Genomic DNA, 26335 nt, shown 5'->3' on the forward strand with positions numbered 1-26335 from the left:
ACGCGGAGCGAGAACCGCTCAACTTCCGTGCAGGGTGGGCCAGTCCCGGGCCATCGAGAGGACGAGCGGGGGTTCGCCGTCACCCGGCGGCTGGTGTCAGCGCCCCGCGAGCGCGGCCAGCGTCGCGTCGAGGTCGGCCGGCCGGGGCCGGTTGTGCGGGAGCCTGGCGAGCAGCGCCGCCATGCCGCAGGTGTTGGTGACCGCCGAGAAGACCAGGCCGCCCGCTATCCCCGCGGAGAGCAACTGCCAGGCAGGGTGCAGCAGTCCGAGGCCCAGCCCGGCCAGGACGACACTTCCGGCGGTGAAGCGGACCTGGCGCTCCATGGACCAGGTGGTGCGCGTACCGGCCGCAGGGTGATGCAGTTCATGGCCGCGCTCGGCCCAGGCGCTGGTGCCGCCGACGAGGGTCGCGGCCGTCACGCCGTGCTCGGCGAGCGTCTTGCGGGCGCTGTCGGAACGGGCGCCGGACGCGCACACGACGAGCAGGTCGGTCGTGGCCTCCTTGAGGGCGGGCAACGCCCGGTGCAGCTGGTCCAGGGGGATGTTGAGGGCGCCGGGCAGGTGCCCGGAGGCGTACTCGCCGGGCGTGCGGACATCGAGGACGGTCAGCTCGGGCAGGCGCGTGCGGGCCTGGTCGGCGTCGAGGGAGAGGAGGGTTGTCATGTCGGGTGTCATCCTTGCTCTTCGAGGGTGCCCCGGAGGGCGGAGTACTATACCCCTAGGGGTATGGGTAGAGGAGTGTTCGTGGAACTGGATCTCGCGGGTGCCGAGCTGAAGTCCGTGCTGAACCGGCTGCGCCGGGCGCAGGGGCAGATCTCCGGAGTGATCAAGATGATCGAGGAGGGGCGCGACTGCGAGGAAGTCGTCACCCAGCTCGCCGCCGCCTCCCGCGCGCTGGACCGGGCCGGTTTCGCGATCATCGCCACCGGTCTGCAGCAGTGCCTGACCGACGTCGAGGACGGCATGAAGAACGGCGAGGACAAGGACGCGATGCGCGCCCGGCTGGAGAAGCTGTTCCTGTCACTGGCGTGACGACTCACTGGCGTGCCGGCTCATGGCGTGCCGTCGTCATACGACGGCGTCGACCATCATGAACAGGGCCACCGCCAGCAGGACGCAGGCGAAGATCCGCTGAAGCATGCCGCCGGACACCTTGGCCGCCAGTCGCCTGCCGTCCCACGCGCCGAGGATCGCGGCGCCCGCGAACGGCGCGACGACCGACCAGTCGAGACTCTCGGCCGTCCCGGCGCGGGCAGCCAGCGCCGCCAGCGAGTTCACGGTGATGACCAGCAGACTCGTACCGACGGCGGCCCGCATCCGCAGACCCACCACACCGACCAGGGCCGGTACGGCGAGGAAGCCGCCGCCCACCCCCAGCACACCGGTCACCGCGCCGAGCCCCGCGCCCGTTCCGGCGATCAGTCCGGGACGCGGTGGCGCCGCATCGGGCACGGTGGCCGAAGGCCGCAGCATCCGCACCGCCGCGAGGGCGGCGACCACCGCGAAGGCGGCGGTCAGCAGACCGGACGGCAGATGTCCGGCGACGGCTCCGCCCAGGGCCGCGGGCACCAGTCCCGCAGCCGCGAACAGTGCGCCGCCACGCCAGCGCACGGCGCCTTCCCGGGCGTGCGCGGTGAGCGCGGTCGCGGACGTGACGGTGACGATGACCAGGCTCGCGGTGGTGGCCGCGGCGGCGCTGAAGCCGAGCAGATAGATCAGGGCGGGTACGGCCAGTACGCTGCCGCCGCCGCCCAGCGCACCGAGCGCCAGCCCGATCACGCCGCCGGCGAGGAGAGCGAGGATCAGGACACTCACGCGGCCGGTCCGCCGTGTTCGTGCCCCTGGCCCGGCGCGGTCACCGTGGACAGGCCCGCCTGAGCCCAGGCCCGCATCCCCCCGATGACGTCCACCACGTCGAAGCCGCGGGCCGCGAGCAGCGCGGCGGCCTCCCGGGAGCGCTTCCCGGAGCGGCACACGGCGACGAGGGGACGGTCCTGGGCGGCCGGAGGCAGCGCGGCGCCGGCCGCCAGCGCGGACAGCGGGGCGTTCACGGAACCCGGCGCGTGCCCGTCCGCCCACTCGTCCGGCTCGCGGACGTCCAGCAGTACGGCATCGGTGCCGGGGCCCGTGCGGTCCCGGGCCTCGGCCGGAGTGATCCGCGCCATGGGCAGACCGGCCTCGCCCGCGGCGGCGAAGGCGTCGTCCACGGCCACGACATCCCGGCCGGCCGCGTCGAGGAGCGAGGCGGCGATGGCTGCCCGCATGCCTCCGGCGCAGTGCACCCAGACGGTTCCGGCGGGTATCTCGCCGAGGCGGTCGCGCAGCTGGTGGACGGGGAGGTGCACGGAACCCGCGATGTGGCCCTCGGCGCGCTCGGCATCGCGCCGGACGTCCAGGATCACGGTCTCGCCGGAGTACGCCCCGGCGAGGTCCGCGAAGGTGGCGCGCGGGAAGGAGCGCGGCCGTTCGCCCTCGCGCACCCAGCCGCCGGGCGAGCCGACGGCGGCCGCGGCGGGACGGTCGACGCCGACGCGTACGAGCTCCCGCTGGGCGTCGGCGAGTTGGCGCGGTGACTCGGCGAGCAGGGTGACCGGCTTGCCCCACGGCAGCAGCCAGGCCAGATAGGTGGCGAGCGAGCCGTCCGCCTCGAAGTTGACGGACCCGGTGACATGGCCCGCGGCGAACGCGACCCGGTTGCGCAGATCCACCACCCACTCACCGGCGGAGAGCCGGGCGGCGATCTCCTCGGCGTCCGCGAGCGCGGGCGGGGTGAGGTCGACCGGGGTGGGGCCCCCGGCGTTGGCGGGGCCCATGTGCGCGTAGTACGCGGGCACGTCGTCGAGCCCGGCGAGCAGTTCGGCGACGAAGGTGTCGACGTCCTTGACCAGCGCTTCGTTGCTGCCGCGCTCCTGCCCGATGGTGGTCGAGTCGCCCGAGGCGTGCCCGGCGGAACAGAAGCTGCCGAAGCCGTGGGTGGGCAGCACCGCGGTGTCGTCCGGGAGCTCGGCGGCGAGCCGGTGCGCGGAGGCGTGCTGTGCGCGGGCCAGCTCCCCGGTCAGCCGGGGCTCGACCAGATCGGGCCGCCCGACCGTGCCGATGAGCAGGGAACCGCCGGTGAACGCCGCCACCGCGAGCCCGGCCTCCTCCAGGACGTACGAGGTGTGGTGCGGCGTGTGTCCGGGCGTGGCCAGCGCGCGCAGGGTCAGCCCGGCGTCGACCTCCACACGGTCCCCGTCGGCCACCGGCACCCGCTCGAAGGCGACCCGTGCGCCGCCCGGCACCAGGTAGAGCGCCCCGGTGAGCCGGGCCAGCTCCAGGCCGCCGCTCACGTAGTCGTTGTGGAGGTGCGTCTCCACGACGTGCGTGATCCGCACGCCCCGCCGGGCCGCGGCCGCGACCACCCGGTCGACGTCCCTCGGCGGATCGACCGCCACGGCGCCCTCCGGGCCGCCCGCCAGATAGCTGCGGTTGCCCAGGCCCGGCACTTCGATGGTGTCGACGAAGAACACGGCAGCACTCCTCTCCTCGTGGACCCCGGGAAATTACCCCCGGGGGTATATATCCACGGTAGCAGAGGTACCCCCGGGGGTATATTTTCGTGGGGTGGGGTACGCGGCGGACCGCGGTCACCTGGCCTTCTACCGGCCGGTCACGCCGTAGGGTCGGTTGACGGAACGTCGACCCATGGAAGGGCTTACTCACATGGCGCAGGAAGTACGGGGCGTGATCGCACCGGGCAAGAACGAGCCGGTGCGTGTCGAGACCATCGTCGTGCCGGACCCCGGGCCCGGAGAGGCCGTGGTGCAGATCCAGGCGTGCGGGGTCTGCCACACCGACCTGCACTACAAGCAGGGCGGCATCAACGACGACTTCCCGTTCCTGCTCGGCCACGAGGCAGCCGGGATCGTGGAGTCGGTCGGCGACGGTGTCACGGACGTCGCGCCCGGCGACTTCGTCATCCTCAACTGGCGTGCGGTGTGCGGACAGTGCCGGGCGTGTCTGCGCGGTCGTCCCTGGTACTGCTTCAACACGCACAACGCCAAGCAGAAGATGACGCTCACGGACGGCACGGAGCTGTCCCCGGCCCTCGGCATCGGCGCCTTCGCCGAGAAGACCCTCGTCGCCGCCGGACAGTGCACCAAGGTCGACCCGGCCGTCTCCCCGGCGGTGGCCGGACTGCTCGGCTGTGGAGTCATGGCCGGCATCGGAGCCGCCATCAACACCGGGAACGTCGGCCGCGGCGACACGGTCGCGGTCATCGGCTGCGGAGGCGTCGGCGACGCGGCGATCGCCGGCTCCCGGCTCGCGGGCGCGGCGAAGATCATCGCCGTGGACATCGACGACCGGAAGCTCACGACCGCGGAGAAGCTCGGCGCGACCCACACCGTCAACTCCCGCGAGACCGACCCGGTCGAGGCCATCCGCGAGCTGACCGGCGGCTTCGGCGCCGATGTCGTCATCGAGGCCGTCGGCCGCCCGGAGACCTACCAGCAGGCCTTCTACGCCCGTGACCTGGCCGGCACGGTCGTGCTCGTCGGCGTACCCACCCCGGACATGAAGCTCGAACTGCCGCTGATCGACGTCTTCGGACGCGGCGGCGCCCTCAAGTCGTCCTGGTACGGCGACTGCCTGCCCTCCCGGGACTTCCCGATGCTGATCGACCTGCATCTCCAGGGACGCCTCGACCTGGGCGCGTTCGTGAGCGAGACGATCGCCCTGGACGAGGTGGAGCCGGCCTTCGAGCGGATGCACCACGGCGACGTGCTGCGTTCGGTGGTGATGCTGTGATGACGGTGCGCATCGAACACCTCGTCACCTCCGGCACGTTCTCGCTCGACGGCGGCACCTGGGACGTCGACAACAACGTCTGGATCGTCGGCGACGACCACGAGGCGATCGTCATCGACGCCGCCCACGACGCCGACGCCATCGCCGAGGCGGTGGGGGACCGGCGGCTGCGGGCCATCGTGTGCACCCACGCCCACAACGACCACATCGACGCCGCGCCCGCCCTCGCCGAGCGCACCGGCGCCAAGATCTGGCTGCACCCCGACGACCTGCCGCTGTGGAAGGTGACCCACCCCGACCGCCTCCCCGACGCCTGGCTCCACGACGGCCAGGTGATCGAGGCGGCCGGCGCCGACCTGACCGTCCTGCACACCCCGGGCCACGCGCCGGGCGCGGTGTGTCTGTACGACCCCGGCCTGGGCGCCGTCTTCACCGGCGACACGCTCTTCAAGGGCGGCCCGGGAGCCACCGGACGCTCCTACTCCCACTTCCCGACGATCGTCGAGTCGATCCGCGAGCGGCTGCTCGGCCTCCCGGCCGACACGGTCGTCCGGACGGGACACGGGGATTCGACCACGATCGGCGCCGAGGCCCCGCATCTGGAGGAGTGGATCGCGCGCGGTCACTGACACGAGGGAACGGCGGTCAGAATCCTGACAGAAGGTGTCCGGCTTCTAGGGCACGCTCGTAGGGACACATGGGCGGAGGCAGCCCGTGAGCGCTACGAGCACGGAGGCCGGACATGTCAGAGCCGTTGGAGGGCAAGGTCGCGTTGGTCGCGGGCGCGACCCGCGGAGCAGGTCGCGGGATCGCCGTGGAGCTCGGCGCGGCCGGTGCCACCGTCTACGTCACCGGGCGCAGCACACGCGAGCGGCGTTCGGAGTACGACCGCCCGGAGACCGTCGAGGACACCGCGGACCTCGTCACGGCGGCGGGAGGCCGGGGCATCGCGGTCCCCACCGACCACCTCGTCCCGTCCGAGGTCCAGGCCCTGGTCGCACGCATCGCGGACGAACAGGGCCGCCTCGACATCCTCGTCAACGACATCTGGGGCGGCGAAAAGCTCTTCGAGTGGGACACCCCGGTCTGGGAGCACGACCTCGACCACGGCCTGCGCCTCCTGCGCCTCGCCGTCGAGACGCACGCGATCACCAGCCACCACGCGCTGCCCCTGCTGCTGCGCCAACCGGGCGGCCTGGTCGTCGAGATGACCGACGGCACTGCCGAGTACAACCGGAACACCTACCGCGTCTCGTTCTTCTACGACCTGGCCAAGTCGTCCGTCCTGCGCATGGCGTTCGCCCTCGGACAGGAGCTGGGCCCGCGCGGAGCCACCGCGGTGGCGCTCACCCCCGGCTGGCTGCGCTCCGAGATGATGCTCGACAACTTCGGTGTGACCGAGGCGAACTGGCGCGATGCCCTGGAGCGCGTCCCGCACTTCGCCATCTCCGAGACCCCGTACTACGTGGGCCGCGCCGTCGCCGCCCTCGCCGCCGACCCGGACGTCGCGCGCTGGAACGGGGAGTCGCTCTCCAGCGGCCGGCTCGCCCAGGTGTACGGCTTCACCGACCGCGACGGCAGCCGCCCGGACGCCTGGCGCTACCTGGTCGAGGTCCAGGACGCGGGCAAGCCGGCGGACACCACGGACTACCGCTGAGGTCAGGCGCGTACCTGGGGCGGCGGGACCTCCCAGCGCGCCGAGTGGCCGGGCGGGAGCGCCAGGTCACGGCGGACCGCGGCGTAATACTCCTCGCGCCCGGCGCGCTGGCGGTCCAGCAGGACCTGCCATGCCCCCGGATCGTGGACGCGATCGCTCAGGAACCGTTCCATGTCGATGACCGAGAGGACCCACAGACGCGCCTTGTCCACCACCTCCTGCGTGCCCAGCAGCAACAGCGCCTCGCCGGCCGGGTCCCGGCCGACGGTGGCCTCGGCCAGGAGAGGGGCGGCCTCCTCGGGGGACAACGGGTGCGGGTGAGGGTCGTTCCCGAGGTGGGCGGCGACGCGGTACGTCAGGGTGATGGCCTTCTTGAGGGACCTCGCGTAGTCGGAGTACACCGCGAGTCTCCGCTCCTCCCAGCGAGTGGCCTGTTCGCGACGGAACCGCACCTGCTCGCCCCGCACGATCGCCAGATACGAGCCGAGGGCACCGATGACCACGCCGATCAGCGCCGGGAGTTGTTGTATGAACGCGGACATGGGCGCACGGTATCTGTCCCCGGGACGATCACGGCAGTACCGTCCCTGCCATGACTGCGATGAGGCGCTTCGAGGGTCACGGGGTTCTGATCACGGGCGCGGCCCGCGGCATCGGCGCGGCCACCGCGCGACGACTGGCCGAGGAAGGCGCCCAAGTGCTCGTCACCGACGTGGACTTGCCCGAGGCGGAGAAGACGGCCGCCTCGATCCGTGAACTCGGCGGGAGCGCAGAGGCGTTCCGTTGCGATGTGGGGGACCGTACGACGGTCGAGGCGGCCGTCGCGTACGCCGTGGACGCCTTCGGATCGCTCGACGTCCTGGTCAACAACGCGTACGGCTGCACCCCCGACGCCCCGCTCTTCGAGGACGAGCCCGACGAGGTGTGGGCCCGCGACCTCGACCTCACCCTGACCGGCGCCTACCGTTGCGCCCGCGCGGCGCTCCCGCACCTGGTGGCCTCGGGCCGCGGAGCCATCGTCAGCGTCGGCTCGGTCAACGGCATCCAGTCCTTCAGCAACCACGCCTACAGCGCCGCCAAGGCGGGTCTCATGTCGCTGACCCGCACCCTCGCCGGGCACGCCGCCCCGCGCGGTGTGCGCGTCAACCTGGTGGCGCCGGGCACGGTCCGCACCACGGCGTGGGAGGACCGCGAGGACCAACTCGCCCTGGCGTCGGAGGTGTATCCGCTGGGCCGGGTCGGTGAGCCCGAGGACATCGCGGCCGCCGTCGCCTTCCTCGCCTCCCGGGACGCGGCCTGGATCACCGGGACGACGCTGTGCGTGGACGGCGGCCTGCTGGCGGTCAACACCGGTTTCCAGCAGGCCTTCAAGCGCCTCGATGGTGTTGAGCGGGGTTAGTGGAGCCGAGGGGGTTAGTGGAGTCGGCGGGTGTCAGGGGCGTCGAACGGCGCCGTGGCGCGTGACGGCTTCGTACACCCGGTCCGTATCCGCCTCGGTCGTACGCCAGTTGCTGAACGCCGCCCGCAGCGCGTGCGTGCCGCCGTAGAACGTCGGCGTCACATAGGCCTCACCCGAGGCGGCGATCTCCCGCGCCAGCGCGTGCACCCGCTCCTCGCTCGGATCGTCGGCGAGGGTGAAGCAGACGACGTTGAGCCGGACCGGTGCCAGCAGCCGCAGTTGAGGAACCTCCGCGATCCGCTCGCCGAGACGCCGGGCGAGCGCGATGTTCCGCTCGACGATCTCGCGATGCCCCTCGCGCCCGTACGCCGTCAGCGAGAACCAGGCCGGGAGCGCGCGCAGCCGACGGGAGTTCTCCGGCGTGAGGTGCAGGAAGTCGGGGTCGCCGGTGGGGAGTCCGAGATACGGCGACGCGTTGTGGAAGACCCGGACCTGGAGATCCTGGTGGCGGGTGAACTGGACGGCCGCGTCGTAGGGGACGTTCAGCCACTTGTGCAGGTCGACACAGACGGAGTCGGCCGCGTCGAGGCCCTCGACGAGATGCGCGTACGACGGTGACAGCGCGGCGAAGCCACCGAACGCGGCGTCCACGTGCAGCCAGAAGTCGTACCGCTCCTTGAGTGCGGCGATGGCCCGCAGATCGTCGAAGTCGACGGTGTTCACGGTGCCGGCGTTCGCCACGACCACGGCCGGGCGTCCGTCGAGCGCGTCCAGGGCGGCGGCGAGCCGCTCGACGTCGACGGCCTCGCGGTTCCCGGACAGCACCGGCACCGGACGCAGCCGGTCCCGCCCGATGCCGAGCACGGACAGTGCCTTGGCGACGCTGGAGTGCGGGCTGCCGGACAGCACGTCGACCGGACCGAGCGCCCCGACCCCCTCCCGCGAAACCGACACGCCGCGGCGCTCGCCGAGCCACTCCCGCGCGATCGCCAGGCCGACCGTGTTGGAGACGGTCGCCCCGCTCACGAACGCCCCGCTGTGCGCCTCGCTCAGCCCGAACAGTTCGCGCAGCCAGCCCAGCGTCTCGCGCTCCAGGGCGGCGGCGGACGACCCGCCGCTGCCGGACACGTTCTGGTCGTAAGCGCTGGTCAGCCAGTCCCCGGTGAGCGAGGCGGGCGTGGCGCCGCCGGTGACGAAGCCGAGGTAGCGCGGGCCGGCCGAGCCGGAGAAGCCCGGCGACCAGCGCTCGGCGAACCGGGCCAGGGCGCCCTCGGCGCCCGTTCCGCCGACCGGAAGGGGCTCGGGGCCGGGCGCCTTGCCGAGGTTGGCGACCGCACGCTCGTCGAGACCGCTCACCTCCCGCGCGGCGAAATCGCGGGCGGACTGAAGCAGTTCGGGGAGCCGGTGGAGGTCGTCGGCGAGCGTGGGGTGCATGGCGGCAGCGTAGGCGGGCGGCGGGCGAAAATCCTGGTCCAGTTGAGGGAAACTGGACCAATGCAGAGAGGATTCGCCGCCGCGCTCGGCACCTGGCGTACGAAAGAGGGCCCGCTCGCGCGGTCGCTGTCGGCGGCCGTGCGCGAGGCGGTGGTCGACGGACGTCTCCCGGCCGGGACCCGGCTGCCGTCCGAGCGTGAACTCGCCCGCACCCTGGACCTCAGCCGCGGCACCGTCGTCACGGCCCTCACCCTGCTGCGGGACGACGGCTGGCTGCACACCCGGCACGGCAGCGGCAGTGTCGTACGGCTGCCCGCGCAACTGACGGAACGCACGACGCCGTGGTCACTGGACCGGGGCGGCGCGGGCGACGCGGACCTCGACCTGACCCTCGCCGTCACGGCGGCACCCCACGAGGCCTACCTCGCCGCCGTGGGCCGGGCCGTCGAGCGCAGCGCGGCCCTGCTCGTCGACTCGGGAGTGGCGACACCGGGACTGCCCCGACTGCGCACACTGCTCGCCGAGCGGTACACCCGCTCGGGCCTGGCCACCCGCCCCGAGCAGATCCTGGTCACCTCCGGCGCGCAGGCCGCGCTGACACTCCTCCTCGACCACCTCCACACCGACCGCAGAGCACCGGTCGTGGTGGAGAGCCCGACCTACCCGGGGGCGCTGGCCATCCTGCGGCGGCGCCGGGCCCGCCTGCTGCCGGTGCCCGTGACGGCCGCGTACGGCTGGGACACGGAGCACCTGGCCGAGACCGTACGCGGGAAGGGTCCCCAACTCGCCTATCTCATCCCCGACTTCCACAACCCCACCGGCGCGCACATGACCGCCCCGGCCCGGGCCGCGGTCGCCGCCCTCGCCGAACGCCATGCGCTGACCGTCGTCGTCGACGAGACCATGCGCGACCTGGACCTGCGGACGCCGCCCCGACCGGAGCCCCATCTCTGTGGAGCACGAGTGATCCAGATCGGCTCGGCGAGCAAGGTGCTGTGGAGCGGCCTCCGGGTCGGCTGGATCCGGGCGGGCGCGGCCCTCGTACGCGAGCTGGCGCGCAATCCGCTGCAGGCTCAGCTCTCACCACCGCCACTGGAGCAGCTGATCGCCACCGAGCTGCTGCACGAAGGAGAAGGCGACGGGCTCGACGAGGTCCTCGTCGACCGCCGGAGCCGGCTGCGCGCCCAGCGCGACCACCTGGCCGGACTCCTCACGGAGACGGACTGGACGTACACCCTCCCGGACGGCGGACTCTCGCTCTGGCTGCACCTCGGCGGGGACACGACGGCCACGGAGCTGGCGGCACGCGCTGCGAAACGGGGGCTCGCGGTGTCGCCGGGTCCGCTGTTCGCCGTGGACCGGGCGACGCTGACACACCACCTGCGGCTGCCGTTCACCGCGACGCCGGACGTGCTCACGCGGGCGGTGGGGCTGCTGCGGTAGCCGTCGCAGCCAGGGAGAAGCCCGGCAGGACGGGCCAATGTCACCGTTTGGTCGCAGCGTCGTCAGCCCTACAACGTATACACCCCGATGCGGGTCTAGCAGGCAGATATCGGAGAAAGTACGAAAGGGAAGGCCCGCCATGGGGGACATACGCCGACGAGGAGCCGTCGCGCTCGGGATCACCGGACTGCTCGCACCGCTGACCCTCGCGCTGGGCACGACGCCCGCGCAGGCCGCGAGCTGCACGACACAGACCGGCCCGTACCAGAAGCAGGTGGAGAAGTTCCTCGGCCGGCCGGTCGACGGCCGGCAGTCCACCGCCGACTGCAAGGCGATCCAGGCCTTCCAGACCAAGCACGGCATCACCCCGAACATCGGGTACGCGGGACCCGTCACCTGGGGCGTGATGGACCTCATGAACAAGCAGAAGGCCGTGGGGAACAACCCCAACAAGGACGGCAAGTGCCCGGTCAACAAGGGCCGCATCGCCTGCGTCAACCTGACACTCCAGCTCAGCTGGGTCCAGGACGGCGACAGGCTCGTCTACGGTCCGGTGCCGGTCCGTACCGGACGCGACGGATACGAGACCCGCACCGGCCTGAAGAAGATCTACTGGCGGGACATCGACCACGTCTCGGACATCTACAACGTGCCCATGCCCTACAGCCAGTTCTTCGACGGCGGCGAGGCCTTCCACTCGGTCGGCCTCAGCATGTGGAACCCGCCCGGCTCGCACGGCTGCGTCAACATGACCAACGCCACCGCCAAGAAGTACTGGTCACTGCTCAAGACCGGCGACGACGTCTTCGTGTACGGCCGCAAGCCGGGCACCTGACGGCACCCGGCCGCAGGTGCCGATCCGGAGCTCCCGCTCGCCCAACTCGTCGAGGACGCCGTCCTCGTGAGTGATGAGCTTCACGGTCCGTAATGTCAGGGGGCGCACCTTTACTCACATCACCTTCACGCCAAGGCCCGTATGATTCACACCATGTCCACCACTCCTGAAAGCGACTCTGAGCGCTCAGCCGCCGAGGTCAACGAGGAGATCCGGGCCCTCTGGTTCCGGACGGGCGGGACGCTGAACATGGAGCAGCGGCGGGAGTACCAGCGGCTCGTCCTGGAGTGGGCGGAAGCCTCCCTGGAGTCGCCCACGCAGGCGGCGTGACCACCCGGATCTCAGCCCCGACTCTCAGCCCCAACTCTGCGAATACTGGCGCCGATAGGCTTTGCGGTCCTGTTCCGTGCGGATGTACCGCGTCGCCACCAGGGCGATCAGACTTCCCGCGATGATCAGCAGGCCCGGACCGACATTCTGGGGGTTCGTGAGCCGGGAGACGAGCGTCTGGGCGTCGCCCGTCGTCCCCACCGGCTCGACGGCGCCCGGCGCGGCCGACCCGGGCGCGACCGCCGCGCCCTGAGACGCCGAGGGTGCAGCCGAGAGCGACGGAGCGGGGGAGGTCTGGGCCGCACCGCCGGCGGAGGCCTGCGGCTGCCCCGCGAGCTGCACACCCAGCGCCGTCAGCGCCTTGGTGACCGGCTGGAAGAACGTCGTACCGCCGGCGGTGCAGTCCCCGTTGCCTCCCGAGGTCACTCCGAGTGCGATGCCCTCGGAGAACATCGGGCCGCCGCTGTCGCCGGGTTCGGCGCACACCGTGGTCTCGATGAGCCCGGTGACGGTGCCCTCCGGGTAGTTGACCGTGGCGTTGAGCGCGGTCACCTTCCCGTCGTGCAGCCCGCTGGTGCTGCCGCTGCGGAAGACCCGTTGGCCGACCGTCGGATCGGCGGCGCCGGTGATGCGTACGCCGTTTCCGCCGCCGATGGCCACGACATTGCTCCCGGCCGTGGTCTGCTGACCGTTGTCGTACTGCACGAGGGAGAAGTCACTGCCGGGGAACGCCGTGGTGATCGTCCGGCCCACCTGCTGAGTGCCCCGGTTGTCGGCGAACCAGACGGATCCTGCCGGGCCGCAGTGCCCGGCCGTGAGGATGAACTCACTCTGCCCATTGGTCACATTGAAGCCCGCCGAACAGCGCCCGCCGGTCGAGAAGATCGGCTGCGCGCCGTTCAGCCGCGTGGTGAACGCGCCCTGGGTCCGCTGCATGCGTACGGAGTCCCCGATGCCGTCCGCGAGTTGCGTCATACGCGACCAGTCGGAGGCGGAGACCGTACTGTCGGCCTGCACCACCACCTCGTTCTTCGTGTAGTCCACGGCCCATGCGGTGCCCGGCACCCGGGGCGCCGAACTCAGACTCGCGGTCGCGGACTTGAGGTCCCGCATGCTGTGCCGCACGACCTTCGCGCGGGCACCCGCCTCCTTCACCTCCGCCGCCGCGGCCGAGTCGGTCACCGCGACGACCGGGCGCCCGTCGGCGGCGATCCAGCTGCCGGCGGTACGCGAGGTGCCGAGGCTCGATACCAGGGAGGCGCCCGTATCGGCGGCTGCCTGCGCCGAACTCTCCGTGGCACGCGACGTGTCGGACGGTTCGCTCGCCATCGCGTGCGTCACCATCAGCCCTCCGCAGAGCAGCCCGCCGACGGCCGCGAGTCGCGCCCCCCGTCGGACGATCCGTCGTCGTGCGTGCCTCATCCATGGGCTCCCGAAGCCGAACGGCGCGGCGTCACCACCGCCGAGGACCCCGGTCGAGAGCCCTCCCCTCATACGTGCGCCCACGCCCGCGCGTTCACCGCGGCGCATGAAGCATTCGCGGGGCTCGGCCCCCGGCCCTCTCGCGTGGTGAACAGCCCTGCCATGATGAGCGGATGCGCGTGCTCATGCCGGTCCCCGACCGAGACTTCGACGTCACCGAAGTAGCCGTACCCTGGCGGATCCTCACGGGGGCCGGGCACGAGGTCGTCTTCGCGACCGAGCGTGCGGGTACCCGGCCCGAGGCGGACCCGAAGCTGCTGACGGGCGTGCTCTTCGGACAGCTCGGCGCCGAGGCGGAACCCCGGCGGTGCTATCAACAGCTCACCGAATCCCCGGAGTTCGACGCCACGGTCTCCTGGGCGGACGTCGATGTCGAGGAGTTCGACGGGCTGCTGCTGCCCGGCGGGCACGCGCCCGGCATGCGGCAGTACCTGGGATCGTCGGCATTGCAGCAGCGGATCGCCCGCTTCTGGACCCTGGAACGGCCGGTCGGCGCGATCTGCCACGGCGTCCTCGTGCTCGCCCGGGCCCGCGACACCGCGACAGGCCGCAGCGTGCTGGCCGACCGGCGGACGACCTGTCTGCCCAAGTACATGGAACGCACGGCCTACTTCACCACCGCCTGGCGTCTCGGCCGCTACTACCGCACCTACCCCGCCTACGTCGAGGACGAGGTCAGAGCGGCCCTCGCCGACCCGGCCGCGCAGTTCGAACGGGGGCCCCGCACGCTCACCAGGCGGGGCACCGCCTCCGACGACACCCATGCGTTCGTCGTGCGGGACGGCCACTACCTCTCGGCCCGCTGGCCGGGAGACGCCTACCTCTTCGGCCGCCGCTACCTCGCCCTGCTGACGAATACCTCCGAGCGTTAGGCGCGGGTGCGGGCGGCGACCTCCTGCGGAGTCAGATAGACGTCGGTCTTCTCGAAGTCCCGGAGGGTTCCCTTCTTGTCGGCGAGGAACCCGGTGCGGACGAAGTCGTCGCCGGCGACCGCGTTGAGCAGCCAGTTGGCGCTGGTACGGAACCGGGCCGCGCCGGTGCGCAGCGCGTACAAGTGGTAGCCGCGGGCCACGACCTGCGCGGGCACGCCCTTGAGACCGATGCCGAGCGGCTTGGACACCGCGTCGTGGCCGCCGAGGTCGACGACGAGACCGAGGTCCCTGTGCTTGTACGGCGTCGTCGGCTCCCCGCGCAGCAGCGCGGTCAGGGTCTTCGCCGCGTGCCGGCCCTGCCGGGCGGCATGCTGGGCGGTGGGCGGGCAGTACGAGCCGTCGCCCTTGGCCAGGTCGGGCACGGCGGCCGCGTCGCCGAGCGCGAACACCCCGTCCAGGCCCGGCACCCGGAAGTCGGGCTCGGTGGCGATCCGGCCGCGTACGGTCTCCGCGCCCAGCGAGTCGACCAGCGGGCTCGCCGCGACACCGGCCGTCCACACCAGCGTCCGCGAGGGCAGCACTCGGCCGTCGGTGAGGGTGACCTTGTCCTCGGTCACGGAGGCGACGGACGTCTCCAGGGAGATCTGCACCCCGCGTTCGCTGAGCATGCGCAGTGCGCTCCTGCCCAGCTTGTCGCCGAGCTCCGGCAGGAGTTTGGGGGCGAGGTCGACCAGATGCCAGTTGATGAGGCGGGGGTCGATCCGCGGGTGGTAGCGCTTCGCCGCGGCGGTGGTCAGGCGTTGCAGACAGGCCGCGGTCTCGGTGCCCGCGTAGCCGCCGCCGACCACCACGAACTGCAGTCGCGCGGCCCGCTCGTCCTCGTCCGACGTGGCCGCCGCCAGGTCGAGTTGGGCGATGACATGGTCGCGCAGATACACGGCCTGGGCGAGGGTCTTCATGCCCCGCGCCTCGTCCAGCAGCCCCGGGACGTCGAAGGTGCGGGTCACGCTGCCCGGGGTGAGGAGCAAGTAGTCGTACGACAGGTCGACGACGTCTCCGGTGATCTTGCGGACGACGCACACCTTGGCCCCTGGATCCACGCCGATCACTCCACCCGGCACCAGCACGGTGCGGTGCAGGATCCGGCGCAGCGAGGGCGCCACGGACTGCGGGGTGACGACACCGGCGGCGACGTGTGGCAGCAGTGGCAGATAGAGCTGGTAGTCGGTGGGGCTGACCAGGGTGATCCGGGCGTCGCCGGGAGCGAGGATCCGTTCGAGGCCCCGCGCGGCCTCGACGCCGGCGAAACCCGCGCCGACGATGACGATCTTCGGAGCGTCCATCCGAGCAGCCTCTCTCCACGAGCCGACACAGCGGCCCGCCGACCGCGAGCCCAGGCTCACACGGGACGCCCGCGTCTGCCACCGCGCGACCGCGGCGGGGCAACATTCTCTACCGAGCAGTAACTCTTCCTTCCCCTTTCGTACATCCGTACGCGCGATCATGTCGGGCGCGGCGAGGTCGAGTTGCCTCGCCGCTCCGACGTGTACAGGCGTGAGAAGGGGACGGGCATGACAGGACGCGGTGTGGGGCGCAGGATAGGCGCGGTCTCGGCGGTCGTGGCGCTGGGGATCGGAGGGACGGTCACCGCGGCCGGGTCCGCCGCCGCGGCCCCGGTCCAGGCGGCGGCGAGCACGACCGCGGCCCAGGCCGACGTCGACTACGCCACCTGGCAGGGTGACGTCCAGGCCGTCATCGACCAGGCGCTGCCGTACGTCGAACAGCGCACCGCGAACGCCGGCGGACAGAAGCTCGCCCTCGTCTTCGACATCGACAACACCACGTTGGAGACGGACTTCCACCCCTGGTACGCGCTGCCCACCCCGGCGGTCAAGGCCTCCCTGGAACTCGCTCGCTACGCGCACTCCCGGGGCGTCGACATCTTCTTCGTCACCGCGCGCCCCGGCATCATCGCCAGCGAGACGAAGTGGAACCTGAAGACCGTCGGCTACCCGGTCTCCGGCCTGTACGTGCGTGATCTGCCGGACCTTTTCGACGAGGTCAGCGCCTACAAGACCAGCAAGCGGGCGCAGATCGAGTCCCTGGGTTACACGATCATCGCCAACGTCGGCAACAACACCTCCGACCTCGTCGGAGGCCACGCCGAGCGCACCTTCAAGCTGCCCGACTACGACGGCCAGTTGTCCTGAACCGAGCGGTCCGGGCGCCCTGCGGCGCCCGGACCGGCCGCTTAGACTTCCGCCATGGAAGAGGCCTCGCTGGACACGCTCGGTTCGGGCAAGTACCTGCTGATCACGAGCTACCGCAAGAACGGCACGGGAGTCGCCACGCCGGTGTGGGTCGTGCGGGACGGTGCGGCGCTCGGCGCCTGGACCCCCGCGGACAGCTGGAAGGTGAAGCGGATCCGCAACCGCGCCGATGTCCTGGTGGGACCTTGCGACGTGCGGGGCAATCCGACCGGCGAACAGGTCCCGGCCACCGCAGAGGTCGTCGACGCGGCCGCGACCGCCCACTACCGGCAGCTCGTCGCCCGCAAGTACGGTCTCGTCGGCCGCCTCACCCTCTTCGGCAGCCGCCTGCGCCGGGGCGAGCGCGGCACGGTGGGCATCCGCATCACGCTGACGCCGTGACGCCGCATCACACTGACGCCGTGAAGTAGCCGCCGGCGCTGGTGAGTTGGGCCAGAGCGAGAACGGCCCCCGCGAGTAACGCGAGGGCCGGGCGACCCAGAACTGCGGGCGCGCGCGTCTTCCCCAGGGAAACTTCCCCCTCGTGCACGTGGTGCACCTTCACCTGAACAGTGACAGGTGCACGCTAACTCCCCTCGGCCCCGTCGGTGGTGTCTCACCCAACAACCAAGCCCAGGCCATGACTTCACCTACGGCGGTCAGGCCATGGACAAATCTTCAACCAAGCGTCTCCCGGTCGAGTCAAAGGGTCTACCCGCATAGAAGTCCCCGGTGCTGTCATGCCCACGACCGCCCGGAATTCTGCCGGGCACCACATCGGGAGACCCCCACGATGTCCCGCATATCCCGTCCCCTCGTCACCAGTCTGTCCGCGCTGGCCCTCGCCGCCGCCGGGCTCACCGTCACCGCCGGCACCGCGCACGCCGCCACCTGCAGCCAGGGCTACCTTCCGCTGCCCGACCCCAGCTGCCAGCCCGGCGACCTCAACCCGGACGTCACCCAGGACACCATCGACTCCACGATCTGCGTCTCCGGCTGGACCGCGACGGTACGGCCCTCCAGCTCGTACACCACGGCTCTGAAGAAGAAGCAGATCGTCGAGTACGGCTACACCGACACCTCCACCTCCGACTACGAGGAAGACCACTTCGTCCCCCTCGAGCTCGGCGGTTCCCCCAAGAGCGCGCTCAACCTCTGGCCCGAGCCCGAGTACGGCACGAAGACCGCCGCCAACAAGGACACGGTCGAGAACAAGCTCAAGAAGGCCGTCTGCGCCGGCACCGTCAGCCTCACCGACGCCCAGGACGCCATCATCACCGACTGGACGACCGCCCTCTCCGACCTCGGCCTCAGCTGACGCGCCGGCATCGGGCCCGGTCCACTCCGTGGGCCGGGCCCGATGTCATGCCTTCTTCAGGAAGGTGGTCTTCAGGACCAGACCCTTGACCTTCTTGGTGTTGCACTCGATCTCGTCGGGCTTGCCGGTCAGGCGGATGTTCTTCACCAGAGTCCCGCGCTTGAGGGTCTCCGAGGTGCCCTTCACCTTCAGGTCCTTGATCACCGTGACGGAGTCGCCGTCCGCCAGGAGGTTCCCGTTGCTGTCCTTGGTCTCGCTCACCGCTGCTCCTTGATCCATGTCCGGAGCACCAGGATCCTCGACGGATGCGTAATTGCAAAATTTCGCAATTGCTTAGATGCTGTGTCGGCTGCAACCGCAGCGAGCCCCTGTGCCGCGACCGTGTGCCCGGGGCAGCGCTCGCATGGGGAAGTCGAGGAGTCGTGTCGGTTCCGCTGTACCAGGCCAAGGCGGAGTTCTTCCGCATGCTCGGGCATCCCGTGCGCATACGGGTCCTGGAGCTCCTTCAGGACGGACCGAAGCCGGTGCGGGATCTGCTGGCCGCCATCGAAGTGGAGCCGTCCGCTCTCTCGCAGCAACTGGCGGTGCTGCGCCGCTCGGGCATCGTCACCTCGAAGCGCGACGGCTCCACCGTGGTCTACGAACTGGCCGGCGGGGACGTCGCGGATCTCATGCGGGCGGCCCGGCGGATCCTGACCGAGATGCTCTCCGGGCGCGACGAACTCCTGGCCGAGCTGCGAGAAGCAGAGGTCGGCACACGATGACCGGGGCGTTCGACCGGGCCCGGACCCGGATCTCCGCGCTCTTGCCCGCCCGCGCCGACCTGGCGGAGATGGCGCGTGCCCCCCGGCGCGATCTGCTCGCCGGACTCACCGTGGCCGTCGTCGCGCTGCCCCTCGCCCTCGGGTTCGGGGTCTCCTCCGGTCTCGGTGCGGAGGCGGGGCTGGCGACCGCGGTCGTCGCCGGGGCGCTCGCCGCGCTCTTCGGCGGGTCGAATCTTCAGGTGTCCGGACCGACCGGCGCGATGACCGTGGTGCTGGTGCCTATCGTGGCCGAGCACGGACCCTCGGGCGTGCTGACGGTCGGCCTGATGGCGGGCGTGATGCTGGTCGCCCTGGCGGCGCTGAAGACCGGCAGGTACATGCAATACGTGCCCGCGCCGGTCGTCGAGGGCTTCACGCTCGGCATCGCCTGCGTGATCGGTCTGCAACAGATGCCGAACGCGCTGGGTGTGGCCAAACCCGAGGGCGACCGCGTGCTGGTGGTCACCTGGCGTGCCATCGAGGAGTTCGTACGGCATCCGAACTGGGCGGCCGTGGCCCTCGCGGCGGCCGTGGCTGCGGTCATGCTGGTCGGGGCGCGATGGCGGCCGGCTCTCCCCTTCTCCCTCATCGCCGTCGTCGCGGCCACGCTCGTGGCCCAGCTCGCCGGGCTCGACTCGGCCAAGCCGATCGGAGCCCTTCCGTCCGGGCTGCCCGCCCCCTCGCTCGGTTTCCTCGACCTGAGCGCGCTCGGCACGCTGCTCGCCCCCGCCGTCGCCGTGGCATCGCTCGCCGCCCTGGAGTCGCTGCTCTCGGCCTCGGTCGCGGACGGCATGACGGTCGGGCAGCAGCACGATCCGGACAGGGAGCTGTTCGGACAGGGGCTGGCCAACATCGCGGCGCCGCTGTTCGGCGGAGTGCCCGCGACGGGGGCGATCGCACGGACCGCGGTCAACGTCCGTACCGGCGCGGGCTCCCGGCTCGCCGCACTCACGCACGCCGCGATCCTCGCGGTGATCGTCTTCGCGGCCGCGCCCCTCGTCTCGAAGATCCCGCTCGCGGCGCTGGCGGGTGTCCTGCTGGCCACGGCGATCCGCATGGTCGAGGTCGGCTCGCTCCGTGCGATGGCGAGGGCCACCCGCTCCGACGCGCTGATCCTCGTCCTCACCGCCGTCGCCACGCTCGCCCTCGACCTCGTCTACGCCGTGATCATCGGCCTGGTCGTGGCGGGCACCCTGGCCCTGCGCGCGGTCGCCCAGCAGGCCAGCCTCGACCAGGTGCCGCTGGACCGCGGTGACCACAGTGCCGAGGAACACGCGCTGCTGGCCCAACACATCGTGGCCTACCGCATCGACGGTCCGCTGTTCTTCGCCGCCGCCCACCGCTTTCTGCTGGAGCTGACCGACGTCGCCGACGTCCGGGTCGTCATCCTGCGTATGTCCCGGGTGAGCACCATGGACGCCACCGGTGCCCTGGTCCTCAAGGACGCGGTGCAGAAACTGCACCGGCGGGGCATCGCCGTCATGACCTCCGGCATACGCCCGGGCCAGCGCCAGGTCCTGGACTCCGTCGGAGCGCTCGACCTGCTGCGCCTGGAGGGCCGCGAGTACGCCACCACCCCCGAGGCGATCCGTGGCGCCCGCGAACACCTGGAACTGGCCGGCCTGCTGCCCGCCGTACCCACCCCGAAGAGCCACCCGGATCCCCGGGCCGCGAGCGAGGAAAGAGCCCGATGAGCACCACCCCCGCATCACCGCGCATGGTCGAGGTCTCCGGCGCGGAGGCCTTGTGGCTGCTGGAGGGGGCCGCGCTGGGACGACTGGTGTACGTACGGCGGGAGCTGACCGTCGTCCGTCCGGCGCGGCACGTGTGGGAGTTCGGGAACCTGGTCGTGCGCACCCCGGTCCAGGCGGCCGCGGTCCCGCCGACAGCGACGTACCACGTCGAGGAGATCGACCCCCGGACCGGCACCGGCTGGAGCGTCACCGCCACCGGGCACGCCGAAGTGATCACCGACCGCGACGAAGCCGCGCACTACCACCGGACGCTGAGCGGCTGGGCCCACGGCCCGCACGACGCCATCATCCGGATCCATCCCCGGTCCCTCGCGGGATTCCGCCTCGGCGACGGCTCGGAGCACCGATGAGTACGCGGCTCGAAGCCCTGCCCTACCGGCATGTCCTGACGTTGCCCGCCATACCGTCGGCCGTGCGCACGGCCCGCGAGACCGCGGAGGAAGCCCTGATCGAGTGGGGGATCAGCCGCCGCCATCCCGCCGTCGACCCCGCCCTGCTGATCCTCGGCGAACTGGTCACCAACAGCGTCCGGCACGCCGCCGCGCTCTCGCCGCAGCTCACCATCGTCTACGCGGCGGGCCGGGACTGTCTGGCGTTCGCCGTCCACGACCGTCACCCGTTCCGGCCGGCCCTGGACGCGAGCGTCGCGGTGTCCGGAACCGGCGGCCTCGCAACGGTCATGGAGCTCACTCTCGGCCTCGGCGGTTCAGCGGTGGTTCGCGGCGACGCCGACGGCAACGGCAAGAGCATCTGGATCACCCTGCCGCTGTGAAGGGGGGGTCCCGCGCAAAAGGGGACGCGAATTGGGTCCTTCCTGCCCGGCAGGCGAGGATGGTCCGCATGGGTGTGACGAGTGGGCGGGTGCGAGTCGCCGAGGAGCGGTCGGTACGTCCGTGCCGGCGGGCCGGAGAGGGGACGGCAGCATGAGTACGCCGCTGTACCAACTGAAGGCCGAGTTCTTCAAGACGCTCGGGCATCCGGCACGTATCCGCGTCCTCGAGCTTCTGAGCGAGCGGGAGTACGCGGTGGCGGAGATGCTGCCCGAGGTGGGGATCGAGCCCGCGCACCTGTCCCAGCAGCTGGCCGTGCTGCGGCGGGCGAACCTGGTCGTCACCCGCAAGGAAGGCTCCACCGTCTACTACTCGCTGACCAGCCCGCATGTGGCGGAGCTGCTCAAGGTCGCGCGGACCATCCTCTCCGGAGTGCTGGCGGGTCAGGCCGAACTGCTCGCCGACCTGAAGGCCGCTCAGGGAAAGACGAAGCCGACCGCATAACCGTGTCGCCGCCCTGAGTGCTGCCGCACCGCACCGCCGCACCGGGCTCCAGGGCTCCGCTTGAGTGCCGCGGCACCGGGGCTCCAGAGCTCCGCGGGAATCCGCGTGATGCGGGAGTTGGCCGGATGTGTTCTGTGTGAAGCGTTGACTAGAAAGCGCTTGCCCCTTACGTTTCCCGTTCAGCAGCGTGACCCGTGTGTGACATCTCGTATACGAGACACCAGATCTCCGAGCCGCATCACCTGGGCAAGTGAACGCACCAGGGCCCCATGAGTCCCCGTACGAGTATTGCCGCGCGCCACACGCTGTTCCGTATGAAGTACGTCGTTCGCGTACATGACCCACGGATGCCCCGAAGGGACACACCCGCATGCGTACTCGCCCCCCACGAAGGCGCGCCCGCCAACTGGCCCTGGCGGTGGCCGCGACGGCCTCCCTGGCCGTCGCCACGGTTCTCGTTCTGCCGCAGTCCGCCGGAGCCGCCGAGACCTCGCCGGTCGGCTTCGGTGCCGGGACCACCGGCGGAGGCGGCGCGACCGCCGTCACCGTCACCACGCTCGACGCCTTCAAGACGGCCGTCACCGGTGACGCGGCCAAGGTGGTCAAGGTCAACGGCCTGCTCTCGCTGAGCGGTCAGGTCGACATCGGCTCTAACACCACGGTCCTGGGCGTCGGTTCGTCGTCCGGGTTCACCGGCGGCGGACTGCGCCTGAAGAAGGTCACCAACGTCGTCGTCCGCAACCTGAACATCAGCAAGCCGCTCAAGCCCGCCGACGGCATCACCGTGCAGGCGTCGACGAAGGTGTGGATCGACCACAACTCCTTCTCGTCCGACCTCGACCACGGCAAGGACTACTACGACGGTCTGCTCGACATCAATCACGGCTCCGACTACGTGACCGTCAGCTGGAACACCTTCAAGGACCACTACAAGGGCTCGCTCGTCGGCCACAGCGACAACAATGCGAGCGAGGACACCGGGCATCTGCGGGTGACGTACCACCACAACTGGTTCAACAACGTCAACTCCCGTATCCCGAGCCTGCGTTTCGGCACCGGGCACTTCTACGACAACTACGTCGTCGGGGCCGAGACCGCCGTGCACTCCCGGATGGGCGCCCAGATGCTCGTCGAGAACAACGTGTTCCGCGACACGGAGGTCGCCGTCACCACCAACCGGGACAGCGATGTGGACGGCTACGCCAACCTGACCGGCAACGACCTCGGCGGAGCCGCCACCGAGGTCTCGCAGGTCGGCAGCTTCACCACCCCGCCCTACAGCTACACCGCCGAGCCCGCCTCGACCGTCGTCGCGTCGGTCACGTCCGGCGCGGGCGCCGGGCAGCTCTGACCACCCCCCACCTGGAAGAAGGCAACGGGACATGACTTCACCAGTACGTGCGCGCGCCCGTCGGCGCGCTCTGACCGGCACCCTGGCCGCACTCGGCCTCTCGGTTGCCATGATCATGACAGAGGGCGCGCTGACGTCGGCGAGTGCCGCCACCTGGCCCACCGCGAGCGGCAGTCAGGCGGTCTCCTCCACCATCTCGGTGTCCGGAACCAAGGACTACGGGATGCTGCGTCTCTACGGCACCGGTGACCTGGGCAGCGGCAGCCAGGACGAGGACCAGGGGCCGATCCTGGAACTGGCCGCAGGCACCGTTCTCAAGAACGTCATCATCGGTTCCCCCGCGGCGGACGGCATCCACTGCCTGGGCAGCTGCACGCTGCAGAACGTCTGGTGGGAGGACGTCGGCGAGGACGCGGCGACGTTCCTTGGCTCCTCGTCCTCCAACGTCTACACCGTCTCCGGCGGTGGGGCGAAGGAGGCGAGCGACAAGGTGTTCCAGTTCAACGGCGCCGGAACGCTGAACGTCTCGAACTTCGCGGTGCAGACCTTCGGCACCTTCGTCCGGTCGTGCGGCAACTGCAAGACGCAATACAAGCGGACGATCAACCTCAACACCATCGAGGCCACCTACAAGGGAGGCCGGATCGTCGGCATCAACACCAACTACGGCGACAGCGCGACCCTGAAGGGCATCAAGATGGTCGGGGACACCAGCAAGAAGATCATCCCCTGCCAGAAGTACATCGGCAACAACACCGGGGCGGAGCCGACCAAGAACGGCACCGACGCCGACGGCACGTACTGCAAGTACGCGGCGTCCGACATCACCTACAGCTGACGGTCCCTTCCCCGGCGGCTGAACGAACCGGTCTCCCGCACGCCGGTTCGTTCAGCCGCATTGCTGTCTTCGGACGGGGGTGCGCCTCAGTGGACCTCGCTCGCCAGCGCGGCCAGGTCCTCGTCGGTGAGCAGGCGGCCGCCGTCGGCCATCAACTCCCGGGAACGGGCCAGTACTTCCTCGACCTGGGCCTGGGTGAGCTCGAAGCCGAGCGCCGTCAGCTTGTCGGTCAGGGTGTACGGGCCGCTGTCGGGGGTGAACGGGACCTTGCGGCCGTTGCCGACCAGGATGGGCTCCAGGCAGTTGTGCAGAAGGGGGTCGACCTCTGTCTCCTGGGTGATGAGGTCCATGCCGCCCCAGCAGAAGGCGTGGGTGCCGGTCACCGGGTGATTCCACGCGGTGTGATAGCCCGTCAGGGACTCGCCCGCACGGGCCAGTTCGGTCAGCCGCTCGGTCCTGATCCCGGTCCGTACGCCGTACAGCGCCTCGAATGCCAGAGCCGTCGCGGCCAGGTCGGCGTTGCCGGGCCCGCCGCAGTAGCCGTTCACCGAGAGCTCGACGGCCGCGGCGCCCGCCCTAACGGCGGCGACCGCGCAACCGACCGCCATGCCGAAGGTGTTGTGCGGGTGCAGCCCGACCTCGACGTCCGGAGCGAGTGTCCGGGTGCGGCGGACCAGATACTCGTACGCCTCCGGGCTCATGGCTCCCGGCCCGTCGAACAGGGTGAGTTCGGTGGCGCCGGCTCCGGCCAGTACGGTCACCGACTCCTCGTGAGTCTCCTCGGTCAGGTACGAGACCATCAGCAGCGGCACGATCACATCGAGGCCGCGGCCGCGCGCGTGCTGGATCAGCCGGGTCGCGCGGGCCAGTACGGCGGCACGGTCGCGCGGAGTCCCGGAGGTGCGCCACTCCTCGCCGCGCCAGGCCCGGCCGTAGATCATCGGCTGGTAGATGAGGGACATCTCGCCGAAGCCCTGCACCCAGACCTGTACGGCGTCGTAGCCAGCCTCGGCCGCACGGTCGATGTCGTCCGTCGAGCGCATCAGCGGACAGACGATCCGGCAGTCCGGGTTCTCACCCTTGACCAGGCTCACCTCGGACTTGAGCGCGGTGTCGTTACGGCCGCCGAAGCCGGCCGTGACGACTTCGGGAACCCCGCTGCCGACGAGCCCGCGCAGAAACGTCTCCTTCGCCTCGGTGGAGGCGACGACGCCGGGCAGTGTCTCCACCGAGCGCAGGGTCGCGTCCCGCAGCCGGACAGCCGGAGGAAGTGAACCCACCACATCCGGGCGCCGGTTGAGCGGACTGACCGACCAGTGGCCGGGTTCGTGGGCGCCGGGCGCGCGCCGTGCCGCCAACTCCGTGCGGAACCGGGCGATTTCCTCGGCGGTGAACACGGGCGGCTTGTCCATGGCGTCCTCCGGGCGTGGATCGGTCGGGCGTGGATCCGTGGAGCGTGGATCCGTGGTGCGTTCCCGAGCCCATCCAAGCCGCCTGTCGACACTAAAGGCAATAGATCTGCTTCAGATGCCTCGATGTTTACTTTCTGTCGACACCTGGCTAAGACTGTCGACAGGCTCGACGGCTCGCCCCACGGGCGCGGTCACCGTCCGCCGCAGACGCGTCGACCGGTTTCGCAGCCTGTCCCATCGCTCCGACCGAGGGAGTTCCCGTGACCCAAGACATCCCGCATCAGCGGCCGGGCCGACTGGCCGGCCGGATCGCCGTCATCGGCGGCGCCGGCAGCGTCGGCCCCGGCTGGGGCAACGGCCGCGCCACCGCCGTGATCTTCGCCCGCGAGGGCGCCACCGTCTTCCTGGCCGACCGGGACAAGGAGTCCCTGGAGGTGACCGCGCGGCACGTGCGTGAGGAAGGCGGCACCGCCCACACGGCCGTTCTCGACGTGACCGAACCCTCCGCCGTCCAGGGCTTCTTCGCCGAATGCGAGGAGCATGCGGGGCGGATCGACATCCTCGTCAACAACGTCGGCGGCTCCCGCGCGGGCGGCGCCGTCGACCTGAGCCTGGAGGACTGGGACGGCCAGCTGCGCACCAACCTCACCAGCGCCTTCCTCGCCTGCAAGCACGCCATTCCGGTGATGCGGCGCGGCGGCGGAGGCGCCATCGTCAACACCGCGTCGGCGTCCGGGCTGCGCTGGACCGGCGCCGCCCAGGTCGGCTACGCCTCGGCGAAGGCGGCGGTCATCCAGCTGTCCCGGGTGACCGCCGTCGAGTACGCCCCCGACAACATCCGCGTGAACACCGTCGTCCCCGGGCAGTTGCACACCCCGATGGTGGAGGCCCGTCTCGCCGGCCAGCGCGCGGGCGGTGACGTGGCGAAGCTGCTGGCCCAGCGGCAGGCCAGGATCCCGCTCGGGTTCATGGGCGACGGCCGGGACACGGCGTACGCCGCCCTGTTCCTCGCCTCCGACGAGGCCCGTTTCGTCACCGGCACGGAGATCGTCGTCGACGGTGGAATGACGGCGCGCTGTGACTGAGCCGGCGGTGA

At 71.0% G+C, this 26335-nt stretch carries 29 protein-coding genes and 1 pseudogene; 20 read left to right on the top strand and 10 right to left on the bottom strand.

Annotated features, from left to right (window positions below; translation table 11 throughout):
- Positions 1 to 96 precede the first annotated feature (96 nt).
- Entirely contained in the window at positions 97 to 663 is a 567-nt protein-coding gene (locus OG975_RS44340) for a rhodanese-like domain-containing protein (protein ID WP_406335376.1), read from the bottom strand.
- An 81-nt stretch (positions 664 to 744) separates the two neighbouring features.
- On the opposite strand from OG975_RS44340, the gene OG975_RS44345 reads away from it, so the two are divergent.
- Positions 745 to 1032: a metal-sensitive transcriptional regulator gene (locus tag OG975_RS44345; RefSeq protein ID WP_406335377.1), complete on the top strand. Its 288-nt coding sequence runs from the start codon at positions 745 to 747 to the stop codon at positions 1030 to 1032.
- A 36-nt stretch (positions 1033 to 1068) separates the two neighbouring features.
- Here the strand turns inward: OG975_RS44345 and OG975_RS44350 are convergent, their stop codons facing one another.
- The 3 genes and pseudogenes from OG975_RS44350 to OG975_RS44360 form a co-directional block, all read right to left on the bottom strand.
- Positions 1069 to 1815: a sulfite exporter TauE/SafE family protein gene (locus tag OG975_RS44350; RefSeq protein WP_406335378.1), complete on the bottom strand. Its 747-nt coding sequence runs from the start codon at positions 1813 to 1815 to the stop codon at positions 1069 to 1071.
- Positions 1812 to 2165: a rhodanese-like domain-containing protein gene (locus OG975_RS44355; protein WP_381260987.1), complete on the bottom strand. Its 354-nt coding sequence runs from the start codon at positions 2163 to 2165 to the stop codon at positions 1812 to 1814. Before OG975_RS44355 ends, OG975_RS44350 begins: the two co-directional genes overlap by 4 nt.
- Positions 2165 to 3509: pseudogene (locus OG975_RS44360) on the bottom strand (MBL fold metallo-hydrolase); the annotation flags it as partial. The gene OG975_RS44355 and the pseudogene OG975_RS44360, both read right to left, overlap by 1 nt.
- A 193-nt stretch (positions 3510 to 3702) precedes the next feature.
- Between OG975_RS44360 and OG975_RS44365 the strand changes: the two are divergent.
- From OG975_RS44365 to OG975_RS44375, 3 genes are all read left to right on the top strand, one after another.
- Positions 3703 to 4788, top strand: coding sequence for an S-(hydroxymethyl)mycothiol dehydrogenase (locus tag OG975_RS44365; RefSeq protein WP_381260889.1), 1086 nt, complete (start codon positions 3703 to 3705; stop codon positions 4786 to 4788).
- Positions 4788 to 5417 carry an MBL fold metallo-hydrolase gene (locus OG975_RS44370; RefSeq protein ID WP_406335380.1) on the top strand — a complete coding sequence of 210 codons (630 nt, stop codon included), beginning with the start codon at positions 4788 to 4790 and terminating at the stop codon, positions 5415 to 5417. Before OG975_RS44365 ends, OG975_RS44370 begins: the two co-directional genes overlap by 1 nt.
- A gap of 113 nt (positions 5418 to 5530) precedes the next feature.
- Positions 5531 to 6445, top strand: coding sequence for an SDR family oxidoreductase (locus OG975_RS44375; protein WP_406335382.1), 915 nt, complete (start codon positions 5531 to 5533; stop codon positions 6443 to 6445).
- 2 nt (positions 6446 to 6447) lie between these two features.
- Here the strand turns inward: OG975_RS44375 and OG975_RS44380 are convergent, their stop codons facing one another.
- Complete coding sequence (locus OG975_RS44380; RefSeq protein WP_327434148.1) at positions 6448 to 6987, bottom strand: hypothetical protein; 540 nt, start codon at positions 6985 to 6987, stop codon at positions 6448 to 6450.
- A 50-nt stretch (positions 6988 to 7037) separates the two neighbouring features.
- On the opposite strand from OG975_RS44380, the gene OG975_RS44385 reads away from it, so the two are divergent.
- Positions 7038 to 7844, top strand: a complete 807-nt coding sequence (locus OG975_RS44385; RefSeq protein WP_406335383.1) for an SDR family NAD(P)-dependent oxidoreductase — start codon at positions 7038 to 7040, stop codon at positions 7842 to 7844.
- Between the two features lie 33 nt (positions 7845 to 7877).
- Here the strand turns inward: OG975_RS44385 and OG975_RS44390 are convergent, their stop codons facing one another.
- A complete protein-coding gene (locus tag OG975_RS44390) occupies positions 7878 to 9278 on the bottom strand; it encodes a pyridoxal phosphate-dependent decarboxylase family protein (protein ID WP_406335385.1) in 1401 nt (466 codons plus the stop codon).
- A 60-nt stretch (positions 9279 to 9338) separates the two neighbouring features.
- Here OG975_RS44390 and OG975_RS44395 point away from each other — a divergent pair, with 60 nt between their 5' ends.
- From OG975_RS44395 to OG975_RS44405, 3 genes are all read left to right on the top strand, one after another.
- Complete coding sequence (locus OG975_RS44395) at positions 9339 to 10721, top strand: PLP-dependent aminotransferase family protein (RefSeq protein ID WP_406335387.1); 1383 nt, start codon at positions 9339 to 9341, stop codon at positions 10719 to 10721.
- A 139-nt stretch (positions 10722 to 10860) separates the two neighbouring features.
- Positions 10861 to 11556: a L,D-transpeptidase family protein gene (locus OG975_RS44400; RefSeq protein WP_406335388.1), complete on the top strand. Its 696-nt coding sequence runs from the start codon at positions 10861 to 10863 to the stop codon at positions 11554 to 11556.
- Positions 11557 to 11697: 141 nt separating this feature from the next.
- Complete coding sequence (locus OG975_RS44405) at positions 11698 to 11886, top strand: hypothetical protein (protein ID WP_330309455.1); 189 nt, start codon at positions 11698 to 11700, stop codon at positions 11884 to 11886.
- A 24-nt stretch (positions 11887 to 11910) separates the two neighbouring features.
- Here the strand turns inward: OG975_RS44405 and OG975_RS44410 are convergent, their stop codons facing one another.
- A complete protein-coding gene (locus tag OG975_RS44410) occupies positions 11911 to 13308 on the bottom strand; it encodes an alpha-lytic protease prodomain-containing protein (RefSeq protein ID WP_406335390.1) in 1398 nt (465 codons plus the stop codon).
- A 173-nt stretch (positions 13309 to 13481) separates the two neighbouring features.
- Here OG975_RS44410 and OG975_RS44415 point away from each other — a divergent pair, with 173 nt between their 5' ends.
- Positions 13482 to 14240: a type 1 glutamine amidotransferase domain-containing protein gene (locus tag OG975_RS44415; RefSeq protein ID WP_406335391.1), complete on the top strand. Its 759-nt coding sequence runs from the start codon at positions 13482 to 13484 to the stop codon at positions 14238 to 14240.
- Here OG975_RS44415 and OG975_RS44420 read toward each other — a convergent pair.
- On the bottom strand, positions 14237 to 15583 hold the full coding sequence (locus OG975_RS44420) for an NAD(P)/FAD-dependent oxidoreductase (protein ID WP_406335392.1): 1347 nt from the start codon (positions 15581 to 15583) through the stop codon (positions 14237 to 14239). The genes OG975_RS44415 and OG975_RS44420 overlap by 4 nt on opposite strands.
- 228 nt (positions 15584 to 15811) lie before the next feature.
- On the opposite strand from OG975_RS44420, the gene OG975_RS44425 reads away from it, so the two are divergent.
- The 3 genes from OG975_RS44425 to OG975_RS44435 all read left to right on the top strand — a co-directional run bounded on the left by OG975_RS44425 (position 15812) and on the right by OG975_RS44435 (position 17807).
- Positions 15812 to 16450: an HAD family acid phosphatase gene (locus tag OG975_RS44425; RefSeq protein ID WP_406335393.1), complete on the top strand. Its 639-nt coding sequence runs from the start codon at positions 15812 to 15814 to the stop codon at positions 16448 to 16450.
- A gap of 54 nt (positions 16451 to 16504) precedes the next feature.
- On the top strand, positions 16505 to 16891 hold the full coding sequence (locus OG975_RS44430; protein ID WP_406335395.1) for a PPOX class F420-dependent oxidoreductase: 387 nt from the start codon (positions 16505 to 16507) through the stop codon (positions 16889 to 16891).
- A 391-nt stretch (positions 16892 to 17282) separates the two neighbouring features.
- Positions 17283 to 17807 (top strand): hypothetical protein, encoded by a 525-nt coding sequence (locus OG975_RS44435; protein WP_406335396.1) that lies wholly within the window; start codon positions 17283 to 17285, stop codon positions 17805 to 17807.
- 45 nt (positions 17808 to 17852) lie between these two features.
- Here the strand turns inward: OG975_RS44435 and OG975_RS44440 are convergent, their stop codons facing one another.
- Positions 17853 to 18068, bottom strand: a complete 216-nt coding sequence (locus OG975_RS44440) for an alkylphosphonate utilization protein (protein WP_327434161.1) — start codon at positions 18066 to 18068, stop codon at positions 17853 to 17855.
- Positions 18069 to 18229: 161 nt separating this feature from the next.
- Here OG975_RS44440 and OG975_RS44445 point away from each other — a divergent pair, with 161 nt between their 5' ends.
- From OG975_RS44445 to OG975_RS44475, 7 genes are all read left to right on the top strand, one after another.
- Positions 18230 to 18571: a metalloregulator ArsR/SmtB family transcription factor gene (locus OG975_RS44445; protein WP_327434162.1), complete on the top strand. Its 342-nt coding sequence runs from the start codon at positions 18230 to 18232 to the stop codon at positions 18569 to 18571.
- Positions 18568 to 20304 carry a SulP family inorganic anion transporter gene (locus OG975_RS44450; protein ID WP_406335397.1) on the top strand — a complete coding sequence of 579 codons (1737 nt, stop codon included), beginning with the start codon at positions 18568 to 18570 and terminating at the stop codon, positions 20302 to 20304. Before OG975_RS44445 ends, OG975_RS44450 begins: the two co-directional genes overlap by 4 nt.
- Positions 20301 to 20714 (top strand): pyridoxamine 5'-phosphate oxidase family protein, encoded by a 414-nt coding sequence (locus tag OG975_RS44455; protein WP_406335398.1) that lies wholly within the window; start codon positions 20301 to 20303, stop codon positions 20712 to 20714. The genes OG975_RS44450 and OG975_RS44455 overlap by 4 nt, the downstream gene beginning before the upstream one ends.
- Positions 20711 to 21136, top strand: coding sequence for an ATP-binding protein (locus OG975_RS44460; RefSeq protein WP_406335399.1), 426 nt, complete (start codon positions 20711 to 20713; stop codon positions 21134 to 21136). Before OG975_RS44455 ends, OG975_RS44460 begins: the two co-directional genes overlap by 4 nt.
- Positions 21137 to 21287: 151 nt before the next feature.
- Positions 21288 to 21638 (top strand): ArsR/SmtB family transcription factor, encoded by a 351-nt coding sequence (locus OG975_RS44465; protein WP_406335401.1) that lies wholly within the window; start codon positions 21288 to 21290, stop codon positions 21636 to 21638.
- A 370-nt stretch (positions 21639 to 22008) separates the two neighbouring features.
- Positions 22009 to 22989, top strand: coding sequence for a polysaccharide lyase family 1 protein (locus OG975_RS44470; RefSeq protein WP_406335402.1), 981 nt, complete (start codon positions 22009 to 22011; stop codon positions 22987 to 22989).
- A gap of 31 nt (positions 22990 to 23020) precedes the next feature.
- On the top strand, positions 23021 to 23827 hold the full coding sequence (locus OG975_RS44475) for a pectate lyase (RefSeq protein WP_406335403.1): 807 nt from the start codon (positions 23021 to 23023) through the stop codon (positions 23825 to 23827).
- Positions 23828 to 23913: 86 nt separating this feature from the next.
- On the opposite strand, the gene OG975_RS44480 is transcribed toward OG975_RS44475, so the two are convergent.
- Positions 23914 to 25239 (bottom strand): hypothetical protein, encoded by a 1326-nt coding sequence (locus OG975_RS44480; RefSeq protein ID WP_406335404.1) that lies wholly within the window; start codon positions 25237 to 25239, stop codon positions 23914 to 23916.
- Between the two features lie 260 nt (positions 25240 to 25499).
- On the opposite strand from OG975_RS44480, the gene OG975_RS44485 reads away from it, so the two are divergent.
- Positions 25500 to 26324 carry an SDR family NAD(P)-dependent oxidoreductase gene (locus tag OG975_RS44485; protein ID WP_406335405.1) on the top strand — a complete coding sequence of 275 codons (825 nt, stop codon included), beginning with the start codon at positions 25500 to 25502 and terminating at the stop codon, positions 26322 to 26324.
- Positions 26325 to 26335: the final 11 nt, after the last annotated feature.

The organism is Streptomyces sp. NBC_00203 (genome assembly GCF_045206325.1).
Lineage (GTDB): Bacteria > Actinomycetota > Actinomycetes > Streptomycetales > Streptomycetaceae > Streptomyces > Streptomyces lutosisoli.

Coding starts and splice junctions, on each gene's coding strand:
- OG975_RS44420 (WP_406335392.1), bottom strand. CDS start 15,583: ATGGACGCTCCGAAGATCGTCATCGTCGGCGCGGGTTTCGCCGGCGTC.
- OG975_RS44425 (WP_406335393.1), top strand. CDS start 15,812: ATGACAGGACGCGGTGTGGGGCGCAGGATAGGCGCGGTCTCGGCGGTC.
- OG975_RS44415 (WP_406335391.1), top strand. CDS start 13,482: ATGCGCGTGCTCATGCCGGTCCCCGACCGAGACTTCGACGTCACCGAA.
- OG975_RS44380 (WP_327434148.1), bottom strand. CDS start 6,987: ATGTCCGCGTTCATACAACAACTCCCGGCGCTGATCGGCGTGGTCATC.
- OG975_RS44475 (WP_406335403.1), top strand. CDS start 23,021: ATGACTTCACCAGTACGTGCGCGCGCCCGTCGGCGCGCTCTGACCGGC.
- OG975_RS44435 (WP_406335396.1), top strand. CDS start 17,283: ATGTCCCGCATATCCCGTCCCCTCGTCACCAGTCTGTCCGCGCTGGCC.
- OG975_RS44405 (WP_330309455.1), top strand. CDS start 11,698: ATGATTCACACCATGTCCACCACTCCTGAAAGCGACTCTGAGCGCTCA.
- OG975_RS44460 (WP_406335399.1), top strand. CDS start 20,711: ATGAGTACGCGGCTCGAAGCCCTGCCCTACCGGCATGTCCTGACGTTG.
- OG975_RS44375 (WP_406335382.1), top strand. CDS start 5,531: ATGTCAGAGCCGTTGGAGGGCAAGGTCGCGTTGGTCGCGGGCGCGACC.
- OG975_RS44370 (WP_406335380.1), top strand. CDS start 4,788: ATGACGGTGCGCATCGAACACCTCGTCACCTCCGGCACGTTCTCGCTC.
- OG975_RS44340 (WP_406335376.1), bottom strand. CDS start 663: ATGACAACCCTCCTCTCCCTCGACGCCGACCAGGCCCGCACGCGCCTG.
- OG975_RS44365 (WP_381260889.1), top strand. CDS start 3,703: ATGGCGCAGGAAGTACGGGGCGTGATCGCACCGGGCAAGAACGAGCCG.
- OG975_RS44355 (WP_381260987.1), bottom strand. CDS start 2,165: ATGGCGCGGATCACTCCGGCCGAGGCCCGGGACCGCACGGGCCCCGGC.
- OG975_RS44450 (WP_406335397.1), top strand. CDS start 18,568: ATGACCGGGGCGTTCGACCGGGCCCGGACCCGGATCTCCGCGCTCTTG.
- OG975_RS44430 (WP_406335395.1), top strand. CDS start 16,505: ATGGAAGAGGCCTCGCTGGACACGCTCGGTTCGGGCAAGTACCTGCTG.
- OG975_RS44470 (WP_406335402.1), top strand. CDS start 22,009: ATGCGTACTCGCCCCCCACGAAGGCGCGCCCGCCAACTGGCCCTGGCG.
- OG975_RS44400 (WP_406335388.1), top strand. CDS start 10,861: ATGGGGGACATACGCCGACGAGGAGCCGTCGCGCTCGGGATCACCGGA.
- OG975_RS44465 (WP_406335401.1), top strand. CDS start 21,288: ATGAGTACGCCGCTGTACCAACTGAAGGCCGAGTTCTTCAAGACGCTC.
- OG975_RS44455 (WP_406335398.1), top strand. CDS start 20,301: ATGAGCACCACCCCCGCATCACCGCGCATGGTCGAGGTCTCCGGCGCG.
- OG975_RS44480 (WP_406335404.1), bottom strand. CDS start 25,239: ATGGACAAGCCGCCCGTGTTCACCGCCGAGGAAATCGCCCGGTTCCGC.
- OG975_RS44410 (WP_406335390.1), bottom strand. CDS start 13,308: ATGAGGCACGCACGACGACGGATCGTCCGACGGGGGGCGCGACTCGCG.
- OG975_RS44385 (WP_406335383.1), top strand. CDS start 7,038: ATGACTGCGATGAGGCGCTTCGAGGGTCACGGGGTTCTGATCACGGGC.
- OG975_RS44395 (WP_406335387.1), top strand. CDS start 9,339: ATGCAGAGAGGATTCGCCGCCGCGCTCGGCACCTGGCGTACGAAAGAG.
- OG975_RS44390 (WP_406335385.1), bottom strand. CDS start 9,278: ATGCACCCCACGCTCGCCGACGACCTCCACCGGCTCCCCGAACTGCTT.